This is a genomic window from Methylomonas sp. Uni0011, from assembly GCF_056850255.1.
In genome coordinates, this window is the sequence record NZ_JBVVNO010000007.1 from 63,184 (window position 1) to 84,104 (window position 20,921).

Genomic DNA, 20,921 nt, shown 5'->3' on the forward strand with positions numbered 1-20,921 from the left:
CAACGTCGGGCTTAATCCGTGGCCGCGGCGCACTGGCGTAAGAACGGCAAGACTTTGCCCGTTGCCAGCGGTTTGCTGAAAAAATAGCCCTGCACGTAATTGCAACGCAGTTCACGCAGATAACTCATCTGAGCGGTGCTCTCCACCCCCTCCGCGACTACCTCCAACTTGAGCTGTTGCGCCATCACGGTAATCGCCGACACGATCGCCTTGTCGTTGGGGTCCTCGGTAATATCGTTGACGAAGGATTTGTCGATTTTCAACACATCAATCGGAAACCGCTTCAGGTAACTCAGCGACGAATAACCGGTTCCGAAATCGTCGATCGAAATCCTGACCCCGATATCTTTCAGGATATTCAGGATTTGCATGGTCGAATCGAGTTGCCGCATCAAAATACCCTCGGTAATCTCCAGTTCGAGCAAAGCCGGCGACAAGCCGCTGGCATCCAACGCGTCCAGCACGGCATCGAGCAAGGGGTGTCGAGGGTGTTGCGCGGTTTGCACCTGATGGAACTGGCGGCTGGACAAATTGACCGCGACACGAACCGGCAAACCCTCCCGCTCCCAGGCCTTGGCTTGGACGCAAGCCGTTTTCAGCACCCAGGCGCCTATCGGCACAATCAAGCCGGATTCCTCTGCGAACGGAATGAAATCGCCCGGCGGCACCGGCCCCAATTCGGCGCTGAACCAGCGGATCAACGCTTCCATGCAGATCACTTTACCGCTGGCGACGTCAAGCTGCGGCTGGTAATAGAGCTCGAGCTCGCCCTGCTCCATGGCCCGCCGCAAATACTTTTCCAATTTCATGTAGTTCTGCGCGGTCCGGTTCATTTCCGGGGTGAAAAACTGGTAATTGTTTTTACCCAGCTTTTTGGCGTAATACATTGCACTGTCGGCGTTGGCGAGCAGGCCTTCCATCTCGTCGGAATCGTCCGGATACACGCTAATCCCGATACTGAAGCTGACGAAGACTTCGTGTCGGTCGATATCGAACGATGCGTGCAAGGACTCCAGAATTTTAGCGGCCACTTTGGCCGCATCCTGCACATCCGACAAATCCGGCAACATGACGATAAACTCGTCGCCGCCGAGGCGAGCAGCGGTATCGCCGTCGCGCAGACACTGGCTGATCCGCGACGCCACCACCCGCAGCAAGCTATCGCCCGACGTGTGGCCGATGGTGTCGTTAATGACTTTGAAATTATCCAGATCCAAAAACAGGACACCGACCTTGTCTCCACTGCGTTGGGCGTGAGAAATAGCCTGTTCGAAGCGGTCTTTCAACAGGGTACGGTTCGGCAATCCGGTCAAGGCGTCGAAATGCGCCATGTAATTCAAGCTTTTGCGGGCTTGTTTGACTTCCTCGATTTCGCGGGCGTTGTCCAGAATCAACGACAGCGAATAGGCAAAACTCAGAGCCAGCTCCTCGTCGCTGGCTGTAAACGGCTCGCCGTTTTCTTTGTCGCACAGGTAAATCCGGCCGTAGACACGTCCCTGGTGCGAGATCGGCACGGCCAATAAGGATTTCATCGGCGGATGATGTTCGGGGAAACCGCTGCTGCTGGCATGGGTGGACATCTCCGCCAGCCGCAACGACACGTTGTCTTGAATCACGACGCCTAACAGGCCATTGCCTTGCGGAAATTGGCCGATGCGCTGCGCCTGTTCGGCATCGACACCGGTATAGACGAAGTGGCTGAGTTTTCCGGCGTCGTCCAGGATGCCGACCGCGCCGTAACGCGCTTCCAACAGCCTGGTCAACGCCTCGATTCCGGTTTCGAACAATTCGTTTTGGACCGAGGTGTGCTTCAACACCGTCAGTAAACTGCGCGAAGCTTCGTGTAGCCGAGCCAGTTTGGCAGACCAGGAACGAATCCGGTTTCGCTCGGTTTCCAGGGATTTGTTCAATCGGCGCGATTGCACTAACAACCAGCGCTCCCGTTTCAACAGGGTTTCCAGAATGCTCTGGCGACTGACCGCGCCGATAAAGCGCGGGCCGTCCAACACCGGCAACGCTTCCAGTCCCTGCTCACTTAGAAGCTCCAGGGCACTGCTCACTTCGACGTCCGGGGCGACGCTAAAACACTCGCGGTGCTCGGTAAGATCGGCAAAAATCCAGCTCGGGTGTTGCACGATATCTTGCGGCGTCACCAGACCGCAAAAGATACCGGTTGCGGTGGAATCGCGAAATACCGCATACAGGGGCTGGTTAGCCAGAGAATAGGCCGGCCGCCCCTCTTCCAACACCCGGACGATCGGGTCGCACAAACAATCGCGCACCATTAAGCGTTGCATCGGTCTTTCAGTCGCCTTGCGACAGGAAAATGCTGACATCCAGTTCGGCGTGCAAGACCTCGTCCGGGCCCATCATGGGCTTTAATTGGCCGATCACAAATTCGATCAAGCCTTCCCGCGACACCCGCCGCAAAATGTGCTGACGCACCAAAATATCGGAGATCACCTCGTCTTGCAGCTCGATATGTTCGAAAGGGGTTTTAACCAGCAGCTCGATGGCCCGCCGCATGGCGATGCAGCCGATCGGCGATTGGTTCCCCAAAACCAACATGTCTTTCAAGGGTGGAATCGCATACTCCCCCACCCGCGCCGATAATTGAATTTTCTTGTTGACTGACATGGACTTAAATACGAATTTATTTAATTGTTTTTATCGGATTTATCGATTTCCGCCATGGCCTAAAGTATGGCCGAAGAACCGGACTAATACCACACATATCAAACGCTTTTTAGACACGCTCCGCAGCGCAGTACCAAACCAATCTTCGACTCGTTGCCAATACGTCAGCCACGAAAAAGGGGCCTCACGGCCCCTTCGTTAGAACCGGAAAACGCCCGGTGCTTAGTTAAAGGTAGAACCCGGAGTGCCCGGCAATTGCGGCATGGTTTGAGTCGGGAATTCGCCGGTCAACGCGTTCAGGAACGCAACGATGTCGGCGACGTCGCCGTCGGACAACTCTTTGTTCAATTGCAATTTAGCCATCAACCAGACCGCTCTATCCAGGGTTTTCACCGAACCGTTATGGAAATACGGCGCGGTCAGAGCCACGTTGCGCAAGGTCGGCACTTTCCACAGGTGCTCGTCGCTGTCTTTTTTGGTCACTTCCGCCAAGCCTTTGTCTTTTTGGAAGTGGTATTGCGCCTCGAAATAGCCGTTGGAGTTGACCGGGAATTTCTGGAACATACCGGGACCGTTGAATGCCGGGCCGCTATGGCAGCTGGTGCAACCGACTTCGACGGCTTTTTCCATACCGCGGATTTGCTGCTTGGTCATCGCGTCTTTATCGCCGCCGAGATACTTGTCGTACGGGCTGTTCGGCGTAATCAAAGTTCTTTCGTAAGCCGCAATGGCTTTGGTGGCGTTTTCTTTGGAAATAGAATCCTTACCGAAGGCCTTTTCGAACGCGTGTTGATAACCTTCGATGGTTTTCAGGCGGGCGACCACGTCGTCCCAGCTCTTCATCCCCATCTCGATCGGATTGGTCACCGGGCCGGCAGCTTGGGCCTCCAGACTGTCGGCGCGGCCGTCCCAGAACTGGACTTTATTGAAGGCGGAGTTCCAGACGGTCGGCGCGCTACGGCCGCCGGTTTGGCCGTTGACACCCATTGCCACCGGCCGGTTGTCTTCGCCGCCCAGCATCGTGTTATGGCAAGAGGCGCAGGATACGGTGCCGGTGGAGGACAACCGCGGATCGTGGTATAGCATTTTTCCCAACGTGACTTTTTCCAGCGTGGTCGGGTTGTCGGCGGGAGCCGGGGCCACACTCGGCAGCGGCTCGGCCGCCATTACAGACATAGAACCGGTCAGCGCAAGCGCGGAAACCAGCAGGCGAAATTTGAACATACCATCCTCCTAAAAATAGTTATTGTCAGAGCCAAGGGCTGGCGAATTGTAAGATATTGACGCGCGGCAGGTAAATTAAATTGCATCCCTCCCACAGTGCAACGGGGCCTGCGGACCGGACCAGGCGAAAATCGACCGGCGCCGCCGGCCCAAGCGTCCGCTACTGGCAAAACAGCCCGGAATCGGCTAATTTTCCCCGACAGTTAAGACGCTAGAACTTTCACTCGCTCAGGGAAGACGCTCAGATGCAACACCTCGACAAACTCGTCAAACTCCACAACCTACTGAAAAACCGGCGCACGCCGATTTCGGGGCCGGAAATAGAAAGACTACTGGCTTGCTCGAAAGCCACCCGCCAACGTCTGGTAGACGAACTGCGCGACCGCTTGAACGCACCGCTGTTCTGCGAACGCGGCGCCGGCTATTACTACGACCGCAACGACCCGCGCCAACCGTTCGAATTGCCCGGCATCTGGCTCAGCGCCGCGGAGCTACAAGCCCTGGTCGTCTGCCAGCATCTGCTGGGCAATCTGGCACCGGGCTTGCTTCGCAACGAAATCGGCCAACTCCTCGACCACCTGGAGAAACTGCTGGACCGCTCGCCGGGCGTCAAAACCCGGCAACTGGGCCGCATCAAAATCCTCAGCCAGGCCTACCGCAGCCGCAACGACGACTTGTTTCTGACCTTGGTCCAGGCCCTGTTCGCACAACAAAGGCTGTTGATTCATTCGTTTGCTTGCTCCGATACCCAAGCGCTTTTCAATAGCGAGTTGGTACTGCAATTTAAAAACATTGAGCGCGTCGCTCGGCGCAAGCTTTTGCAGTTGTATGCCGCTACCGACTTGGCCAGCTTACGCATTCCACCCGGAAACCGGCGCGAATCTTTAAAAGGCGATCGCAGTGGGCAATACAGCATCCGTATCAACGAACAATGGCGGATTCGCTTTGCATGGCGAGAAGATGGTGCCTACCAGGTCGAAATTGTGGACTATCACTAGGTGAAACATGATTGAACTACTTGATGAAATACACCCTGGCGAAATCTTGCTGGAGGATTTTATGGCGCCGATGGGCATCTCCCCCCGTCAGCTCGCCGCGGATATTGACGTTCCCCCCAGTCGAATCAGCGAATTGGTCAATAGCAAACGCCCGATCACTGCCGATACCGCCCTCAGGCTGGGTTTGTTTTTCGGCATGGAACCACGGTTCTGGCTAAACCTGCAAAGCGAATACGACATGCGCACTTAACCATGGCTATCTTGAAAGCCGACATCCAAGATTTTTAAATTCTTCATGAAAAAATTGTCGGTAACGACCCATAGCAGTCATTGGCATCATATCCCAGCAAAAAACAAATATTGTTTCTCGTCAATTAATACAATTAGAATTCGTTCTGGATAAAAATCCCATTAATGAATAACTCAGGCGCAAAAGCTGCATTAAAAGGCTACCGGTTCCAAACGTTATACACTTTAGTTGAAATCCTTGAATCCAATGACAGTGATAACGTATTTCAACCTGAAGGCGAAGAAGATTTAGCAATTCGAAGAAATGGCGAATTGGCTCGTGTGATTCAAGTAAAGGCCAGAAATGAAAGATTGACGTTATCCAGTTTTAACCCCGACAAGAAAGATTCATTTTTCCACAGGGTATCCGATTTACTCAGCACACATCCTGGTTTATCTATTGAAGTCGTCAGCTTTGGGGAAATCGGCAGTGAAATAGAAAAAGCGTGGTCAGGAGATGAGAAGAACCGTTCTTCAATCACTGAAAAACTTAAAACTCATGGCATTGACAAAGAAAGGATTGAAAATTTATTCGAAAAAATACAATGGGTTGTTGTATCGGAACAGGATTTGCAAAACAGGCTGCAAAACCATTTAACTAAAACAATAACCGCAGGTGATCCTAGCAGCGCTTTTTCTTTATTATTGGCTTGGCTTTATTATGCGGCTGAACATCAAGAAAAAATCACCAAGCAGGATTTAATCAATAAGATTTATGCCGTTGGTAAATACCTATCAGAAAGAGCCGCACACCATCAGGAATGGTTCAAATCAATAAAGCCTTTAATCGAAGAAGACCAAGCCCATCAACAAGAGCATCTCGCAAGCGAATTTTATAAGGGTGTTTCCTCCCGTTTTAGCCACATTCAAGCGGGCTTGGATATATCCCGTTCAGAACAAATAGACAAGATTGAGCAGGCATTCTTCAACGGAAACCGAACAGTCATTGTGCATGGCGCTTCAGGGCAAGGTAAAACAACGCTGGCTTATCGTTACTTACACGACTTCGTTCCCGAAGATTGGCGTTTTCAAATCAGTTTCATCGACAGCCGAAGCCATGCCGAAAACATTGCTTTGGCGATAGCCGATCATCTCTCCGTTTTTAAAGCCGATTTGTATCTTTATATTGACGTATCGCCGCGAGACTTGGATTGGACAGCACTAGTCAAAACGTTATTGGATAAACCAAACATCAAGATTCTTGTCACGATCCGCGAGGAAGACTTAGCTCGGCAAAATGTACCAAATGTTGAGTTGGGCTTTCCTCTGAGTGTGTCCTTACATTTTAATCAATCAGAAGCGGAAAAAATCTACCATAACCTGCTGGATAAAAAAGTAGCTAATCCATACCCATCCTTTAGGGACGCATGGCATTGGTTCGGCGGCAATGGGGCGTTACTCGAATACGTTTATTTTCTTACCCAAACTGAATCGCTCAAAGATCGATTGGATTTTCAGGTCAAACGCTTACGAGAAGAAATAAGGCAATCAAGATTAGAATCGGGCACCTTAAAAGCATTGTTTTTCTGCGCGGTAGCAACGGCTTATGAATCGCGCATACAATTGGCTGAATTGGTTAACGTCATCAATTTATCCGATCCATCAGGTACGTTCGGGTTGTTTGAAGAGGAATATTTAATCCGCTGTTCGGATGACAAAAGATACATTGAGCCATTACACCCATTGCGCTCAAAATTACTGGTTGAGGTTATTAGCGATCCTGCGTTCAACCCGTGGATAAACGCAGCAACAGCTGTGCTTCCGTGCATAATGGAAGCCGATTTGGAAAGCTTTTTATTGTACGCCTTTGCCGAACATCCACTGGAACATTCGGCCATTTACCAAAAGCTTTCAGGGCTAACACTTCATAGTTGGCGAGGTTACGCAGGGGTTTGTAAAGCGTTAATTTGGTATGGTATTTACGCTTATGTCGAAACCAATAAAGAAGTAATCGAGCAAACCCGTTTGATGGCGGGCAACGGCGGCTGGAAATTTCTGTTAAGACCTGATCTAACGAATGTGTTGGATGAAGACCCTACCGAATCCATCTTAGAAATATTGGGTAAAAATAATCCTGAAAAACTGGCTGAGATCAAGCGTCTTAGAAATCAGGTATCGTCACCAGACATTATTTATCAAGGTTTGAAAACTTGGCTAAATAACACGTCATTTGACCTAGCTAAGCCAGAAAATGAAACCGATTGGCTAGCTTTGAGTGAAATCCTGTTTTGGTTAGGCTGGTTAAAAATTACTGATAACTATGATGCAAAATGGCTTCTAAAAAGTAACGTAGTTTCAAAAATTTCCACCATCACCTGTTTATCAGAATTAACGTTAGTCCTTTATTATTACGACAAAAAAATCTACGACGACTTTATCCATTTCAATAAATTAGAAATTGAAAAACTATTTCAAAGACAAACCAATACCTTGTGGCTAGAGCAGAAACCAGAAAATCCAATTGCTCATTATATTGTGCCGATGGAATCGACTGATGACAGTGCCAAACAAAATTTTTCAACGCGACTAAACGAACATACAGTTTACCGTGCAGAAATTCTTAGAAAACTATTTCCTGAAGCGGAAAAGTTTGGCGGAATAGGCTACGGACATCATGTCGCCTTTATAGAGCCACTTCATGACGAAGCAAATAAGCCGGGTATTTTAAAATCATCATTGCCAATAATGCCCTTGGTAAGCATCAATGCAACTTATGCAAATTTAGCAGATTATTCCCATCGTCCAGATGATTGGAAAATGTATGCAGAAAACATTGTTTCAACCAGAAAGCAAATTGTTGATGGATTAACTTGCTTAAATAAAGCGTTGATCGCTTATTTTAGAAGCCGCAAGCCCCAATCAGTAATAGGCTGGAAAATAGATGGTGACTACTGGGAAAAATTATCCAGAGTAAATATGTTGTCCTCCATATTACCCAAATCTGCCGTCGATCCTTGGGGATTTGCCAGCGAAAATACAAAAAATAATGGGATAAGGACAGAATCTAATCTTCCTACTCCTATTAGTGCGTCAGTCATTCTTGCGGAATACCAGGGCTATGAAAAGGCTTGGAGTGATTATTTAAACAGTATGATTAATTTTCTTACACAATCTCATCGTGTGTTGACAGTAAATGGCTTTATCGGGCGTCTACCAAAATCTGAACATGCGCTGGTATATAAAAAAGCTGAAGATTTAGGCTGGCCTTGTAATCCGCAACATATTCATCTAACCGTAGTTAATCTAAATAATGCTAAATGCAGGTTAGAGAACTTCAAAATGGTATTTAATAATAGGTTTAAAGACTTAGTCGATATATCCGTATTAAAAAAACTTGAAAAACAAGAGGCAGCTAACCTCGAAAAAGTCTGGCATCTTTGGTATCAATTTGCCCATCATCCTGACCAATACTGGAAAGAAGCACCTGATGTGCGTGCAGCGGCAATTACCAGAAATGTACAGGCAGGTTTAATAAACGCGATCAAAAAAGCGCTAGCTAATAACTCGGATTCTGGATGGCAAGCCAAGCTGCTTAGTGACACCTATTGCTATGAAGAACAACCTGCTTTGTGGATCAGCTTGGAATTAAAGGATTTAACTTCATTAGAAAGTGCATACGCCGAAGTTGTTGATGTACTGATTGGCGCAATTCGCCCTCTTGCATATAAAGATTTAAAGTATTTTTTGCTGACTAATCATTGGCAACACGTTGTTATTATTCCAATGTTACAGGGTTTGACTTTAAACCATATTGCTTGGCGAATATTAACTAGTTCATTTGCAGGTGATGAACCCGTCTTATCTGACGATAAAGCTTGGTTAAACATTACTCTACCACTTCCTAAAAGCGCTGTAAATCACTTTCAATTTAAACAAATAAAAGATGATAACTTTGAAAAAACTCAACTGCTTAGTAAAGAGTTAGCTGAGCTGTATGCTGCGACTTCTCATTTGTCAAATTTCATTGAGATCTCGAAAAAACTGAACAGTGTAGGCCTAGATATACTTCAAGGTTATTTATCAAAATTTCATAAAAGGCTTGCTGAAAATATATCAACCGTTGATGCCATAATAATGGATTTAAAAAATGGAATGAAAATTAACGATAATCTTAAATTAGAAGCATTGGAGCTATGCGAAAACGCGATATATCTTTATGGCAAACCAGATGATGATCAAATAATAAATAATTTGGATGATTGTAAAGAATGGTCAACACTTATTAACGAAGCTATAACAATGTTACAAGTAGCTGAATGGAGTTCATTCACACGGGGTTCTGAATAAGAAAATCAAAATGTAAATGTCTGCTTCTGGCCGATCTTGTCTGTCAATTGCTAAAAAATTTTGAAATTTGAGCGGCAGGTTTCGAGATTAACTCCCTTTAAATTTATCCAGCGTCATCCATATAATTTTGGCGGTATCATTGTGGGCGAAGTTTACTTGCCGCAAGCCAATCCGGACGGATTGCTCGATCATGTGCGGATTCACGTCCCGGCCGGTATCGACGACGACATTCGCCGGGTTTTAGGTGCGTTAAAAACGCTCAAAGGCTTTGACGGCCAGGAATGGCGCTTGATGTTGGAGCATATCGGCCAGCGCGAAGACTTCGAGAATGTCTCGGCTATCGTCCAGACCGCCAGCGTTTGGCAGTCGCAAACGCCGTATCTACATCCGTGGCATTGCAAAAAAGATTTCGATATACCTGCTCAGATTCGGCGGGAATGTCGGGAGCGCAAATTACCGGAACCGATAGAAATTCTGTCCATACCGACCATTAAGCCGCACAGCCGCGAACTACGCCCGATCGACTTTCACCGCTGTAGAAGCAAAAGGGGCCTAGTTCAGCCGGATACCCGAGGTTCGTTCTGGCAACTGACGTTCGCCGAACCGGTTATCGGCCCGCTGGCATTGGGCTTTGGCTGCCATTTTGGTTTGGGTTTGTTTACGCCAGTAGATGCAGATGTATAAAAATTCACCACAACCCCATAAGCCCCCCGCAAACTCTTCTCCACCGCCGCCAGTTCCTCGGCGGTGACGGTGGCGAGCGGGCCTTCGCCGAAGCGGGAGCGGTCGATGGCTCGGAGTTGTTCGGCCATGACGTAACTGTCGGCTTTCAGCCGGCCTTACGGTGCAATCGGTATCCGCAGCGGCGCCAAGCTTGGCCGAAACTGGCTGGTCAACGGCACCACCACAATCGTGGGCAGGCCGCCGGTAATTATGGCGTTGTCCTGCAACACCAGCACAGGCCTGATCTTGCCGATTTCGGCACCTTTGTTGGGGTGCAGATTGGCGGTCCAAACCTCGCCGCGCTTCATCATTCCCACCATTTTTCGTCGGGGTCGATACCGGCCCCGCGCTCTTCGGCAATCAAACGGTCCAGGCCATCGTCCACCGCGTCGAAATCTGCGGCAATTTGCAGCGCTTCCGCCCTGGCTTGCGGATCGTTGGCCAAGGCGCGTGCCGCTTCCACCATTTCCGCCATAAACCGCTCGCGCTCGCGGCGGGCCAGGTATTCGGTGATCGCCAAGCGGGCGATTTCCGATTGGCTTTTGCCTGCCAGTTGGGCTTCGGCTTTGAGATTGGCTTCCACATCGTCGGGTAAACGCAGGCTGATGGCAGGCATGGCGGACTCCAGGTAATACGTTGATGATGACAAATTGTATTACAAAAGACTGACAACGAACGCCCGCCCGTCCAACTGGAATTGCCTTTGCCCTTCCCGAAATTGTCCGGCGACATGCCGTTGCTGCCGGCGCGGATGATTAACGAATACCAGTACTGCCCGCGTTTGGCCTATCTGGAATGGGTGCAGGGCGAGTGGGCGGCGTCGGAGGACACCGTGGAAGGCGACCACGCCCACCGCCGGGTGGATAAGACGTCCAAAAGTTTTCCGGAAGGCGACGAACTGGACGACACCGAGAAATTGCACGGCCGTTCGATTACGCTGTCGTCCAATCGTTTGGGTTTGATCGCCAAGCTGGATTTGATCGAAGCCGAGGACGGCGTGGTCACCCCGATCGATTACAAGCGCGGCAAGCGCCCGCATTTGGCGCGCGGCGCTTACGACCCGGAGCGGGTGCAACTTTGCGTACAAGGGATGGTGCTGCGCGAACACGGTTATGTCTGCGAAGAAGGCGCGCTGTATTACGTGCAAAGCCGGGAACGGGTGCGGGTGGTGTTCGACGACGAGCTGCAGCAACTCACCGCCAACGCCATCAACGGCCTGCGCCTGATCGCCGCCGGCGGCCACATTCCCGATCCGCTGCGGGACAGCCCGAAATGCGCCGGGTGCTCGCTGGTCGGTATTTGCCTGCCGGACGAAGTCAATTACCTGCGCCACGCCGATTTGGAACCCCGGCCGCTGGCGGTAATGCGCGACGAAGCCCTGCCGGTTTACGTGCAGGCCTACAAAGCCAAGATCGGCAAAAAAGGCGAGGAACTGGAGATCAGCATCGACGACGAGAAAGTCCAGACCGCGCGGCTGGTGGATGTTTCCCAAGTCGTAGTGATGGGCAACGTCTACATCACCACGCCGTGTTTGCAAGACTTGATGAAGCGCGAGATTCCGGTCAGTTGGCAGGCAGCATTCCCCGGCCTCCCGCCGGGGCCTCATTGAAACATTTCGATTTAAAGGGGATGCAAACCTGCAAGCGGGCTAGCGATTTCGGCGACACGGTTTCATCTTGCCTACCCCAGCGGAATAGACGGCTAGCCCTGCCCTATCAGCAGGCGCAATTCGGCCAATTGGATTTGGGCGTCGTCGATTGCGAACCGGTCCAGTTTATTGCCGATTTCGGCGACCGCATCGCGGTAGCGGTTGTCGGTCAGGCTGCGGCGTAGTTGTTCCATCAAATCTTCCGCTGCGCCCAGATCGTGTTCCAAGGCGTGCGCCAGCTTTTCCAATACCGCAGCAACATCGGCCGGCGGTGTGGCTGCGCCGCTGTCCGCCACCGGGGCGGCAGTGCCGGTTGCCGCGAGCTTGGCAATTTCCGCCAGCAAATCGGCCAGCAAGGTTTCCATGCGTTGCAGTTCTGCCGAGTCGGGGCGCTGGTGTTGTTTCAATTGCTTGTCGATTTCGGCGGCCGCGTCGAACAAGGCCGCTGCGGCCAGATTGCCGCTGACGCCTTTCAGGGCGTGACAACGTTCTTCGGCGGCTTTCAATTGGTCGGCGTCGATCAGGCCGCGAATTTCGGCTACCGTACCGGAATAGTGCGCGGCAAAGCGATGTAGTTGTTTACGATAGGCGTCGGAGTTACCGCCGATGCGGCGTATGCCCTGGGCAGCGTCCACTGCCGCCAAGGCTGCCAAATCGGCCGGGAGTTCCGCTGCCGGAATTTCGCTGCCGACGGCGACGCGTTGCGGCAACTCCACCCAGGTTGCCAGCGCAGACAGCAGCCGCTCCGGATCAATCGGTTTGGTTATGTGGTCGTTCATTCCGGCCTCCAAGCTTTTTTCCACATCGCGCGCCATCGCATGGGCTGTCATTGCAATGATAGGGACTTTGGCGTAACGCCGGTCTCCGGTCAATTCCGCCAGCTCCCGAATTCGGCGGCTGGCCTGCAAGCCGTCCAGCACCGGCATCTGGATGTCCATCAATACCGCATCGTAGTTCTGCTGCTGCACCATGATCACCGCCTCTTCCCCGTTCACCGCTTCATCGACTTGCATGGCGTGGCTGCGCAACAATTCCGAGGCGAATTCGCGGTTGATTTCGTTGTCCTCGACCAACAACAGGCGAATGCCCTGCAATTGGCGGGCATCGCCGGCGGCCCCGGTTCCAAGCTGTTTGAACTTGTCGGCCATGGCTTGCACCCGGCCGCGGCCCAATGCCGATAAAATCGCGTCCAGCAGCGACGACGGCGATACCGGCTTGACCAAAAAACCGTCGATACCGGCGCGGCCGGCGGCATGCATCACGTCTTCGCTGCCGTAGGCTGTGACCATGATCACTTTCGGTTGCTGAGCCAAATCGGTATCGTCCCGAATCCGGCGGATGGCTTCGTCGCCGTTCATGCCGGGCATTTTCCAGTCCATCAATACCACGTCGTAAGGTTCGGCGCCGGCTTGATGGATCCGATTCAGCGCGGCAGCGGCGCTGGCGGCGCAATCGATCCGCAAATGAAACGGCCGCAGCATGTCGGAGATGATTTCGCGGGAGGCGGCATTGTCGTCGACGACCAAGACCCGGACGTCCGCCAACAATGCACCGATGCTGCGTTCCATTGCCTGCTGGCGGGCCAGCGTTTCGCCGGCCACGCCCATTCGCACGGTAAAACAGAAGGTGGTGCCTCGGCCCGGCTCCGAATGTTCGATCCAAATCCGGCCGTGCATCATTTCCACCAGGGTTTTGCAAATAGCCAAACCCAGGCCGGTGCCGCCAAAGCGGCGGCTGGTGCCTTGGTCGGCTTGGGTAAACTCCTTGAATAGTTTGTCTTTGTCGGCGGCAGACATGCCGATGCCGGTATCGCGCACCGAAATCCGCAAGTCTAGGGTTTCTTCGGTCTTGGCCGTACAGTAAAACGCCAATTCCAATTCGCCGGCGTCGGTGAATTTCAGGGCATTGCCGCAGAGGTTGGTCAAAATCTGACCAAAGCGCAACGGGTCGCCAACCAGCACCGGCGGGATTTGCGGGTCGTGCCGAATCAAAAACTCGATGCCTTTCAGGCCGGCTTGATAACCGATCATGTCAGCCAGTTGCTCCACCACACTATCGAAGCGGAATTCGATACATTCCAGCACCATCTTGCCGGCCTCGATTTTCGAGAAGTCCAGAATGTCGTTCAAAATGCCCAACAGCGCCCGAGCCGAGCTATGCGCCTTGGCTAAATAATTGCGTTGCGACGCATTCAAATCGGTTTGTAGCGCCAAATGCAGCATACCCAGGACGCCGTTCATCGGGGTGCGGATCTCGTGCGACATGTTGGCCAGAAACTGGCTTTTGGTTTGAGTCGCCGATTCGGCGGCGTCGCGGGCCTCCTTCAATGCCGCTTCTGCCTGGATTCGCAAAGTGACGTCTTCATAGGTACTGACAAAGCCGCCGTCCGCTATCGGACCGCCGGCAATTTCGATCACCCGGCCGTCCAGCCGGGTACCGGTGAAGCGGTGCGGCCGGAAGTGCCTGACCTCATGGAAAAACTCGCCCAAGGCGCCGTCGGGATTTTCGAAGCGCAAGGCTGCGTCCGCCGAATCGAAACGGACAAACTCGGCGTAGTCCCGCCCGGCCTGCAGCATCGCCGCCGGATAACCGCGCACTTCGCTGAGTTTGCTATTCCAGACCAGTAATTTCAGATCGGCATCGAACGCAATCAGTCCTTGCGACATGCTGTCCAGGACCGTGGCCAGCATCACGCTGTTGTGCGCCAATTTGGCGTTGGTGTCGGCCAGTTCCGCGGTGCGCGCCGCGACCCGTTCTTCCAGCGCTTCGTTAATACCCGCCAATTGTTTTTCGTTGTCGGCCAACTGGCGGTTGGCGGCCAGCAATTCCCGGTCGCGCGCCTCAATGGTGGCGATCATGGTGTTGAATGCGCGGTTCAAGGCGCCGAATTCGTCGTCGCTGTCCACCTCCGCACGCAGGGTATAGTTTTTTTCGCTGTTGATGGTTTCGACCGTTTTTTTCAGTCGCATCAACGGTTCCGAAACCACCCGCTGCAAGCGGGACGCCAGTATCAGGGCGATGGTCGCCGACAAAGCGATGATCGCCGCAGCCGCCAATAGAAACTTGCGCCACAAGCCGATCAGTTCGTCCAGGCTGGCTTTGATCCAGACTTTACCTAGAGTCCGGCCATCCCAAACGATGTCTTCGCCGACATTGCTGTAGCGATCGTATACCACGACGCCATCGTCGCCCAGCAGCCCCGGATACAGCGGCGGGCACGCCTCGTCGCGGCGGTATTCGGCAAACAAATGATCGCTCTGGTCGTAAATGCAGGCGGAGACAATGCTGCTTTTTACGCTGAGCGCGGCCAGGGTGCCGGAGGCGACGGCGCTGTCGTTGAAAGTCAGCGCCACCGTGCTGCGGTTGGCGACAATCCGTGCCAGGGATTGTATATCGCGGTCCATATCGGATTTGACGCGGATATGTTCGTAAGCGATGAAGCCGGCTCCGGCCAGCACTAACGCCACGCAACTGGTGGCTAACATGATTAGCACCAGTTTGGTCTTGATGTTCATATCGCGTTTGATATCGGTCATGGCAAGATTCTCGCGCTCATCAGCGGACAATACGGGCTATCTCCATCAGCATAGCGTTGATTTTCAATTGGGCTTTTTGGGCAGCATCCGGATTGACGCTGAGCTTGACTTGCCCGTTCTCGTGGTAAAAACCGATGGCTCCGCCCCGCTCGGCAAAACCGTCGGCATCGCTCACTGTCAACACCGGATTGCCGCCGACCTCGCGCATCAATGCCGGCAATTCCGCAACCGTGCGCTCGACATACAAGATCTGACATACGTGCGGATCGTCGACTCCCGACCAGATTTGCAACAGCCGGCCTTTGGTATCGCGGCTGGCCAAATCGCTCAAGACGTTGACGACCGCTTCCGAACCGACCACGCAAATGTGCAACGCATCGCCGGCCGATGCCGGCCACTCGACAAACTTGGTGAAGTTATACAGGTAATTTGCCTTGGTCCGGACCTCGGCCAATTCGTCGGCAAAGCCGGTCAGGGTGGCGAAGCCGAGTGCCAAGCCCAGCACTCGCGCCGCCCGGCTGCCGTATCGCGCAGTTATCGAAGCGAAACCGGACATCAAAACTCCAACCGCGCAGTCAGTTTCAGCGTTAAGCCGGGGCCGGCCAAGTTACCCAGCGGCGAGCCGAAATTGGCCGAGGCGAAATCCGAGTTAAACGCCGCATAGTTTTTGAAATCGAACAGATTCAAAACGTCCAGCCGCAACTTCATCCGGGTGTCGCGCGGGGTATCGAAACTTTTGATCAACGCCACATCGACCTGGCGGTAACCCCACCAATTGCCCGGAAAAATAAAGTCCTCGCCGCGCGGAGTGAAAGTATCCAAGCGGCAAGCGCCGCCGGTGCAATTGATGCCGGAACGGGTCTCGGGGGTGGCCAGGGTTAACTTGGTGGAGAATATCAAATCCCACGGCAAATCCACACTGCCGCTGGCGACGATTTTATGTTTGCGCACCCCGGCAGTGTCCAGCCAGCCGACACCATGGGTGTTGGGATACTCGAACAGATAACTGCTGTTGTCGACAAAGGACTGTGGTTTATTCTCTTCCGAATCGGTAAAGGTATAGGCAAAGGTCATGCCCCAGCCGCTGTCCTTGCGGTAGGGCTTTTCGGCTTTCAGAAAGATCGAATTGGTTTTGGTCTGCACCCCGTTATCGAACAATATCACTTGGCCGTAGCCCGGTAATGCCTGAAAAGTGCCGCCGAAAGCCGATCCCGGCGTGAAAAAGCTGCCGTCGGCATTGCGGCCGCCCAACAGCCCGACCAGACCGTTGTAGCTGACCACGTGCGAGAACGCGATTTCGGCGAACCAGTCGCCGATCCGGTTGCGCATGCCCAGGCTGAATTGGTCGGAGAACGGGGTTTTCAGGTTGTTGCGGACTAAATTGATTTCGCGGCTGGTCCCCGGAACGGCGCCGGTCAGCGCCGTCAACTGCGCCGGCGAGTAATTCAGATACGCAGGGTTCCAGGGAATGCAGTCCGCCGCCGCAGCGCAATCGTAGTTCGGGTCGCCCAGAAAATTGACGCTGTAGCCGGGATAAGTGCCTTTGGTCTGTTCCAGTTGCAAAACGTCGTAAATATTGCGGTCGTAGGCCCTGGCAAAGCCGCCGAACACAATGTGGCGCTGGTCGGCCAGCAAGTCGTAGGCAAAACCCAGGCGCGGCGCGAAATTGTTGCTGTCCGCGCTACGGTTGTCGCCGCTGCTGATGAAATTTTCGATGTCGTAACCGGCGTTGGCTTTCGCAATGTTGCTCCAGTTGCGCAACGCACCGGCGACGTCGGCCGGCGTCACGAAATTCAGATAACCCGGGTTGTACTCGTAGTCCCAGCGCAGGCCCAAATTCAAACTCAAATGCTTGTCGACCTGCCAGTCGTCCTGCAGATAAACCCCGAACTGGGTAACATCGCTGGCAGTACTGCCGTCGCCGGCGCCGGCCAGCGCCGACGCCCAGCGCACCCGGTAAGGATTGCCGGCCGGGTTGTTCAGGTTAAAACTGAACTGCGGGTGATACGGATCGCGTTCCAGCGCGCTGAGTTCGATCTGTTTCAGTTTGACGCCGAGTTTGGCAACGTGGTCGCCGTACCAGTGTAAGTTGCTAAAGGTCAAATCGTCTTGCAAGCCTGGTCCGATCTGGCCCTTCTGCTGATAGTTGGTGGAGCCGCCGGCATTCAGCACGGCGCGGCTGGACAAGGTATTTGCCAGCAGGCTGCCGTCTAAGCGTTGCAGCAATATGCCCGGCGAATCTTCCGCCGGCGTTTGCTGCCAATTGGCGTCTTCGTAGGTAAAACGGGCTTCGTTGACCCAATGTTCGGCCCGGTACTGGTATTTGAAATCCAGGCGTTTCTCGCTGTTGCCTTTTTCCAGCGCGTAAGGCTGCGTATTAATGCCGCCGATTCCCAACGACTCGGTCTCGTCGCGGAATTTGAATGTGGCTTCGATCAAATGCCGGGTACCGATCGCCCAATCCAGTTTCCCGAAAAACAAGTCTTGTTCGAACGGCCGGTTGAATTCGCCCAACAAAGGCTGGTAAGCGGCTGGAACCGGGCCGCGGTCCCCTGCGGCGACATTGGCGAAATCGTCGTTGACCTTGCGCTCGTAGGCCATGAAGTAATGCGCCACGTCCTTGACGATAGGTCCGCTCAAGGTCACGCCATACTGCGCCTGTTCGGTATCGCGCTTGCCGGTAAGCTGTTCGCTGGGGGTGGCGGCCCGTAAATCCTGGTTGGTATGGTCGTAAAAGGCCTCTCCCTGAAACCTATTGCCGCCGGATTTGGTTTGAACCGAGACCGCTGCGGCGGCGACTTGGTCGAACTCGGCTTTATAGTTCTGGCTGATTACCTTGTATTCGGCCACCGCCGATTCCGGAAACACGTTGCCCTTACTGGAATCCTGGCCGGCCACGCCGCCTCGCACTACGTAGTTTTTCTGGCTGACGCCGTCGATGAACAGGTTGACGCTGTCCGGCCGCTGCCCGCCGCTTTGCAACCGGGTGGCGCCGTCCTCGCCGTTGACGACATTGACGCCGGGGGCCAGGTCGGCGTAATTCAGGAAATTGCGGTTGACTTGCGGCAGACGCTGCATTTGCTCCGGCGTCAGATAAGTCGCCAGTTCCGACGAATTCTGTTCGGCCGGATTGCCGGCGGCAGCTGCGCTTTCCGGATCGAGCGAAATGTCGAGTAAGGCGGTCTGGCCGACCTGTAAGGTCAACTCCTGTGAGGTCTGCCGTCCATCCGGTGCCTGCACCGAAAGCCGGTAACGGCCGGGTTTTAACGCCATCAGCACATAGGAACCGTCATCGCGGGAAAAGGTGCGGGTCGAGAAGCCGCGTTGCAAGCTGGTGACGATGATTTGAGCCCCGGCCGGGCTAATGCCAGCACCGGACAGCACTTGGCCGCGAATCATGGCCGCGCTGACGTCGGCACGGCTGGCCGTCGAAGCGATCAGCCCGTAACAGGCTAGTGCGATGGTTAACCGGGGCGTTTTTCGATGCATTCCTTGTTCCGGTTTGAGTGCCCGCAGCCGCCGTTCAGGCCCCGAGAGTTTGCGGTTTAATCGGCATCTGGCGCGGATAGGGGCTTGGGCAGCGGTTTGCCCAAGTAATACCCCTGGGAAAAATCGAAACCGAGCTGCTTGGCCTTGAGTTGAATGTCGGCGCTGCCGACGTATTCGGCCACGGTACGCATGCCTAAACGGCGCGCCGCATCGACGATAACTTGAGCAATGGTTTCCGAATCCGGATCGTCGATGATACTCATGATGATCGAGCCGTCTATTTTCAAATAGTCGATTTTCAAGCGCAGCAAGTGCACGAAATTGGAGTAGCCGCTGCCGAAGTCATCGATTGCGAATTTACAGCCGTAGGTTTTCATCCGGTCGACGAACAGGCGTATTTCTTCGTAATTTTCGATACCCTCGGTTTCGGTAATTTCCAATACAATCCGCGGACCGACACCGGGCTGAGACAGTTTTTGGTCGATGAAGGCCACGGTGTTACTGTCCAGAATGTCTTCCACCGTCAAGTTGATCGCGACTTCACCGCTGCACTTGTCCAAAATGGCTACGGCCTGTTCGAAGATCGCTTTGGTCAACGCCGCGTATTGCCTGGACAGTTTGGCCGCCCGCAAAAAGGTCGGCGCAATAACCTCGCCGTCCTCGTCTATCATCCGCATCAAGGCCTCGTGCTTGCAGACCTGTCCGCTGACATTATCGACAATCGGTTGAAAAAACGGCACGATGCGGCCGTCGGTCAACGCGCGCCGGATCTTCTGGCTCCAGCGGATGTTGTCTTTGTAATGCGATTTGATTTCCATCTGGTCGGTGTACACCAAATAATCGCGCCGCTCTATCCTCGCCCGCTCCAAGGCCAAAGCGGCATGAGTGTAGGTGTTGTCCCGACCGAAACAGATGCCGGCTGTGACGCGGATATTGATTTTGTCGTCGCCGCAATCGACGGCCACCGATTCCAACTGATTAAGTATGGTGGCAATCAAGCTTTCGAAGCCGGCCGCGTCGCCCTGCTTTTCGGAAAACAGGGCGAATAAATCACCGCCGATCCGGTAGGCCGAGGCACGCCCTGCCGTCATTTTTTGCAAGCGGGCGCCAATTTCGAGCAAGACTTTGTCGCCGTTGCACAAACCGTAGAAATCGTTAATCGCTTTGAACTGGTCGATGTTAATCATGCCGAGCATCGCCCGGCTGGAGGCCTTGCCCAAATCCTGCATGAGCTTGACCCGGTTCGGCAAGCCGGTCAACGCATCGGTGGTCTGTTGCCGGATCAGCTCTTCCTGCTTGATCAGGTAGGTGACATTAACGCTGGTCGAGATGAATTCGCGGATGCTGCCGTCGGCATTCAGAATCGGCACGATGGTGTTGTTGACGTAAACCTCCTCGCCCGATTTGCTTAAATTGCAAAAAGTACCGCGCCATATGGCCCCGGACAGGATGGTGCTCCATAACTCGCGAATCAAGCCAGGGGGCGTACTCGGGTCGGCGATCACCCGGTGAGTTTTGCCGATCAACTCCTCGCGCGAGTAGCCGTAGGTTTCGACGAAGGCATCATTGACGTAAGTGATCACGCCTTGCGGATCGGTTCTGGAAACGATATTGGAGACGTCGGCGGCGTGCTTGTATTCGTTTAGCCGCTCGACCCGACCTTCCAACACCTTGCGCAAACGGCCGAGTTCGAGGTGGGTTTTGACTCTGGCGCGGACCTCGTCGATATCGAACGGTTTGGTGATGAAATCGGCGGCACCCAAGGAAAAACCGCGAATTTTTTCGCCGGATGCGTCGACGATCGTCACGAACAGGATCGGAATGTTGCAGGTCTTGGGACTGCTTTTCAGCCACTTGCACACTTCGTAGCCGTCCATTCCGGGCATTTTGACGTCCAGTAGTACCAGATCCGGCGGCGTCGGCCCTTGTGCCAACTCCACCGCTTTGGGACCGTCGGTCGCAACCAGAATACTGTAGTCGTCTTTCAACGCTTCGAGGAGACCGTGGATGTTTTCGGGTAAATCGTCTACAACCAAAATGGTGGGCCTAGCGCTAGGCACTGCACAGTCGTCTCTGCTCATTGGTGTAATC

The 20,921-nt window shown here is 53.4% G+C and carries 13 protein-coding genes and 1 pseudogene; 5 read left to right on the forward strand and 9 right to left on the reverse strand.

What is annotated here, in order from left to right:
• Window positions 1-11: 11 nt before the first annotated feature.
• The 3 genes from AC0IM9_RS10820 to AC0IM9_RS10830 all read right to left on the reverse strand — a co-directional run bounded on the left by AC0IM9_RS10820 (window position 12) and on the right by AC0IM9_RS10830 (window position 3,861).
• Window positions 12-2,297, reverse strand: a complete 2,286-nt coding sequence (locus tag AC0IM9_RS10820; protein WP_482804001.1) for an EAL domain-containing protein — start codon at window positions 2,295-2,297, stop codon at window positions 12-14.
• Window positions 2,298-2,304: 7 nt separating this feature from the next.
• Window positions 2,305-2,637, reverse strand: a complete 333-nt coding sequence (locus AC0IM9_RS10825) for a hypothetical protein (protein WP_445370877.1) — start codon at window positions 2,635-2,637, stop codon at window positions 2,305-2,307.
• Window positions 2,638-2,859: 222 nt separating this feature from the next.
• Entirely contained in the window at window positions 2,860-3,861 is a 1,002-nt protein-coding gene (locus tag AC0IM9_RS10830; protein ID WP_140912626.1) for a cytochrome-c peroxidase, read from the reverse strand.
• Window positions 3,862-4,106: 245 nt separating this feature from the next.
• Between AC0IM9_RS10830 and AC0IM9_RS10835 the strand changes: the two genes are divergently transcribed.
• The 4 genes from AC0IM9_RS10835 (at window position 4,107) to csb2 (ending at window position 10,118) form a co-directional block, all read left to right on the forward strand.
• Window positions 4,107-4,859 (forward strand): type II toxin-antitoxin system RelE/ParE family toxin, encoded by a 753-nt coding sequence (locus AC0IM9_RS10835; RefSeq protein WP_482804002.1) that lies wholly within the window; start codon window positions 4,107-4,109, stop codon window positions 4,857-4,859.
• 7 nt (window positions 4,860-4,866) lie between these two features.
• Entirely contained in the window at window positions 4,867-5,109 is a 243-nt protein-coding gene (locus tag AC0IM9_RS10840) for a HigA family addiction module antitoxin (RefSeq protein WP_482804003.1), read from the forward strand.
• 164 nt (window positions 5,110-5,273) lie between these two features.
• Window positions 5,274-9,434 carry a hypothetical protein gene (locus AC0IM9_RS10845; protein ID WP_482804004.1) on the forward strand — a complete coding sequence of 1,387 codons (4,161 nt, stop codon included), beginning with the start codon at window positions 5,274-5,276 and terminating at the stop codon, window positions 9,432-9,434.
• 141 nt (window positions 9,435-9,575) lie between these two features.
• Window positions 9,576-10,118: a type I-G CRISPR-associated protein Csb2 gene (csb2, locus tag AC0IM9_RS10850; RefSeq protein ID WP_482804005.1), complete on the forward strand. Its 543-nt coding sequence runs from the start codon at window positions 9,576-9,578 to the stop codon at window positions 10,116-10,118.
• 38 nt (window positions 10,119-10,156) lie between these two features.
• Here csb2 and AC0IM9_RS10855 read toward each other — a convergent pair.
• Window positions 10,157-10,477, reverse strand: a pseudogene (locus tag AC0IM9_RS10855) (type II toxin-antitoxin system PemK/MazF family toxin); the annotation flags it as partial.
• A complete protein-coding gene (locus tag AC0IM9_RS10860; RefSeq protein WP_482804006.1) occupies window positions 10,465-10,773 on the reverse strand; it encodes a ribbon-helix-helix protein, CopG family in 309 nt (102 codons plus the stop codon). The gene AC0IM9_RS10860 and the pseudogene AC0IM9_RS10855, both read right to left, overlap by 13 nt.
• Window positions 10,774-10,860: 87 nt before the next feature.
• Between AC0IM9_RS10860 and cas4 the strand changes: the two genes are divergently transcribed.
• The gene (gene cas4, locus AC0IM9_RS10865) at window positions 10,861-11,766 is read left to right on the forward strand and encodes a CRISPR-associated protein Cas4 (RefSeq protein ID WP_482804007.1); all 906 of its coding nucleotides are present in this window, start codon (window positions 10,861-10,863) and stop codon (window positions 11,764-11,766) included.
• Window positions 11,767-11,858: 92 nt separating this feature from the next.
• Here cas4 and AC0IM9_RS10870 read toward each other — a convergent pair whose 3' ends face one another.
• The 4 genes from AC0IM9_RS10870 to AC0IM9_RS10885 are packed head-to-tail and all read right to left on the reverse strand — an operon-like array spanning window position 11,859 to window position 20,911.
• Window positions 11,859-15,341: a response regulator gene (locus AC0IM9_RS10870; RefSeq protein ID WP_482804008.1), complete on the reverse strand. Its 3,483-nt coding sequence runs from the start codon at window positions 15,339-15,341 to the stop codon at window positions 11,859-11,861.
• Between the two features lie 19 nt (window positions 15,342-15,360).
• Entirely contained in the window at window positions 15,361-15,897 is a 537-nt protein-coding gene (locus tag AC0IM9_RS10875; RefSeq protein ID WP_140912616.1) for a YfiR family protein, read from the reverse strand.
• Window positions 15,897-18,830, reverse strand: a complete 2,934-nt coding sequence (locus AC0IM9_RS10880; protein WP_482804009.1) for a TonB-dependent receptor — start codon at window positions 18,828-18,830, stop codon at window positions 15,897-15,899. The genes AC0IM9_RS10875 and AC0IM9_RS10880 overlap by 1 nt, the downstream gene beginning before the upstream one ends.
• A gap of 56 nt (window positions 18,831-18,886) precedes the next feature.
• Window positions 18,887-20,911, reverse strand: coding sequence for an EAL domain-containing protein (locus AC0IM9_RS10885; RefSeq protein ID WP_482804010.1), 2,025 nt, complete (start codon window positions 20,909-20,911; stop codon window positions 18,887-18,889).
• Window positions 20,912-20,921 lie beyond the last annotated feature (10 nt).

What these genes read in the sequence shown, in the direction of transcription:
- AC0IM9_RS10860 (WP_482804006.1), bottom strand. Translation starts at nt 10,773, where the DNA reads ATGCCTGCCATCAGCCTGCGTTTACCCGACGATGTGGAAGCCAATCTC.
- AC0IM9_RS10820 (WP_482804001.1), bottom strand. Translation starts at nt 2,297, where the DNA reads ATGCAACGCTTAATGGTGCGCGATTGTTTGTGCGACCCGATCGTCCGG.
- AC0IM9_RS10870 (WP_482804008.1), bottom strand. Translation starts at nt 15,341, where the DNA reads ATGACCGATATCAAACGCGATATGAACATCAAGACCAAACTGGTGCTA.
- AC0IM9_RS10840 (WP_482804003.1), top strand. Translation starts at nt 4,867, where the DNA reads ATGATTGAACTACTTGATGAAATACACCCTGGCGAAATCTTGCTGGAG.
- AC0IM9_RS10825 (WP_445370877.1), bottom strand. Translation starts at nt 2,637, where the DNA reads ATGTCAGTCAACAAGAAAATTCAATTATCGGCGCGGGTGGGGGAGTAT.
- AC0IM9_RS10835 (WP_482804002.1), top strand. Translation starts at nt 4,107, where the DNA reads ATGCAACACCTCGACAAACTCGTCAAACTCCACAACCTACTGAAAAAC.
- AC0IM9_RS10875 (WP_140912616.1), bottom strand. Translation starts at nt 15,897, where the DNA reads ATGTCCGGTTTCGCTTCGATAACTGCGCGATACGGCAGCCGGGCGGCG.
- AC0IM9_RS10845 (WP_482804004.1), top strand. Translation starts at nt 5,274, where the DNA reads ATGAATAACTCAGGCGCAAAAGCTGCATTAAAAGGCTACCGGTTCCAA.
- AC0IM9_RS10885 (WP_482804010.1), bottom strand. Translation starts at nt 20,911, where the DNA reads ATGAGCAGAGACGACTGTGCAGTGCCTAGCGCTAGGCCCACCATTTTG.
- AC0IM9_RS10880 (WP_482804009.1), bottom strand. Translation starts at nt 18,830, where the DNA reads ATGCATCGAAAAACGCCCCGGTTAACCATCGCACTAGCCTGTTACGGG.
- AC0IM9_RS10830 (WP_140912626.1), bottom strand. Translation starts at nt 3,861, where the DNA reads ATGTTCAAATTTCGCCTGCTGGTTTCCGCGCTTGCGCTGACCGGTTCT.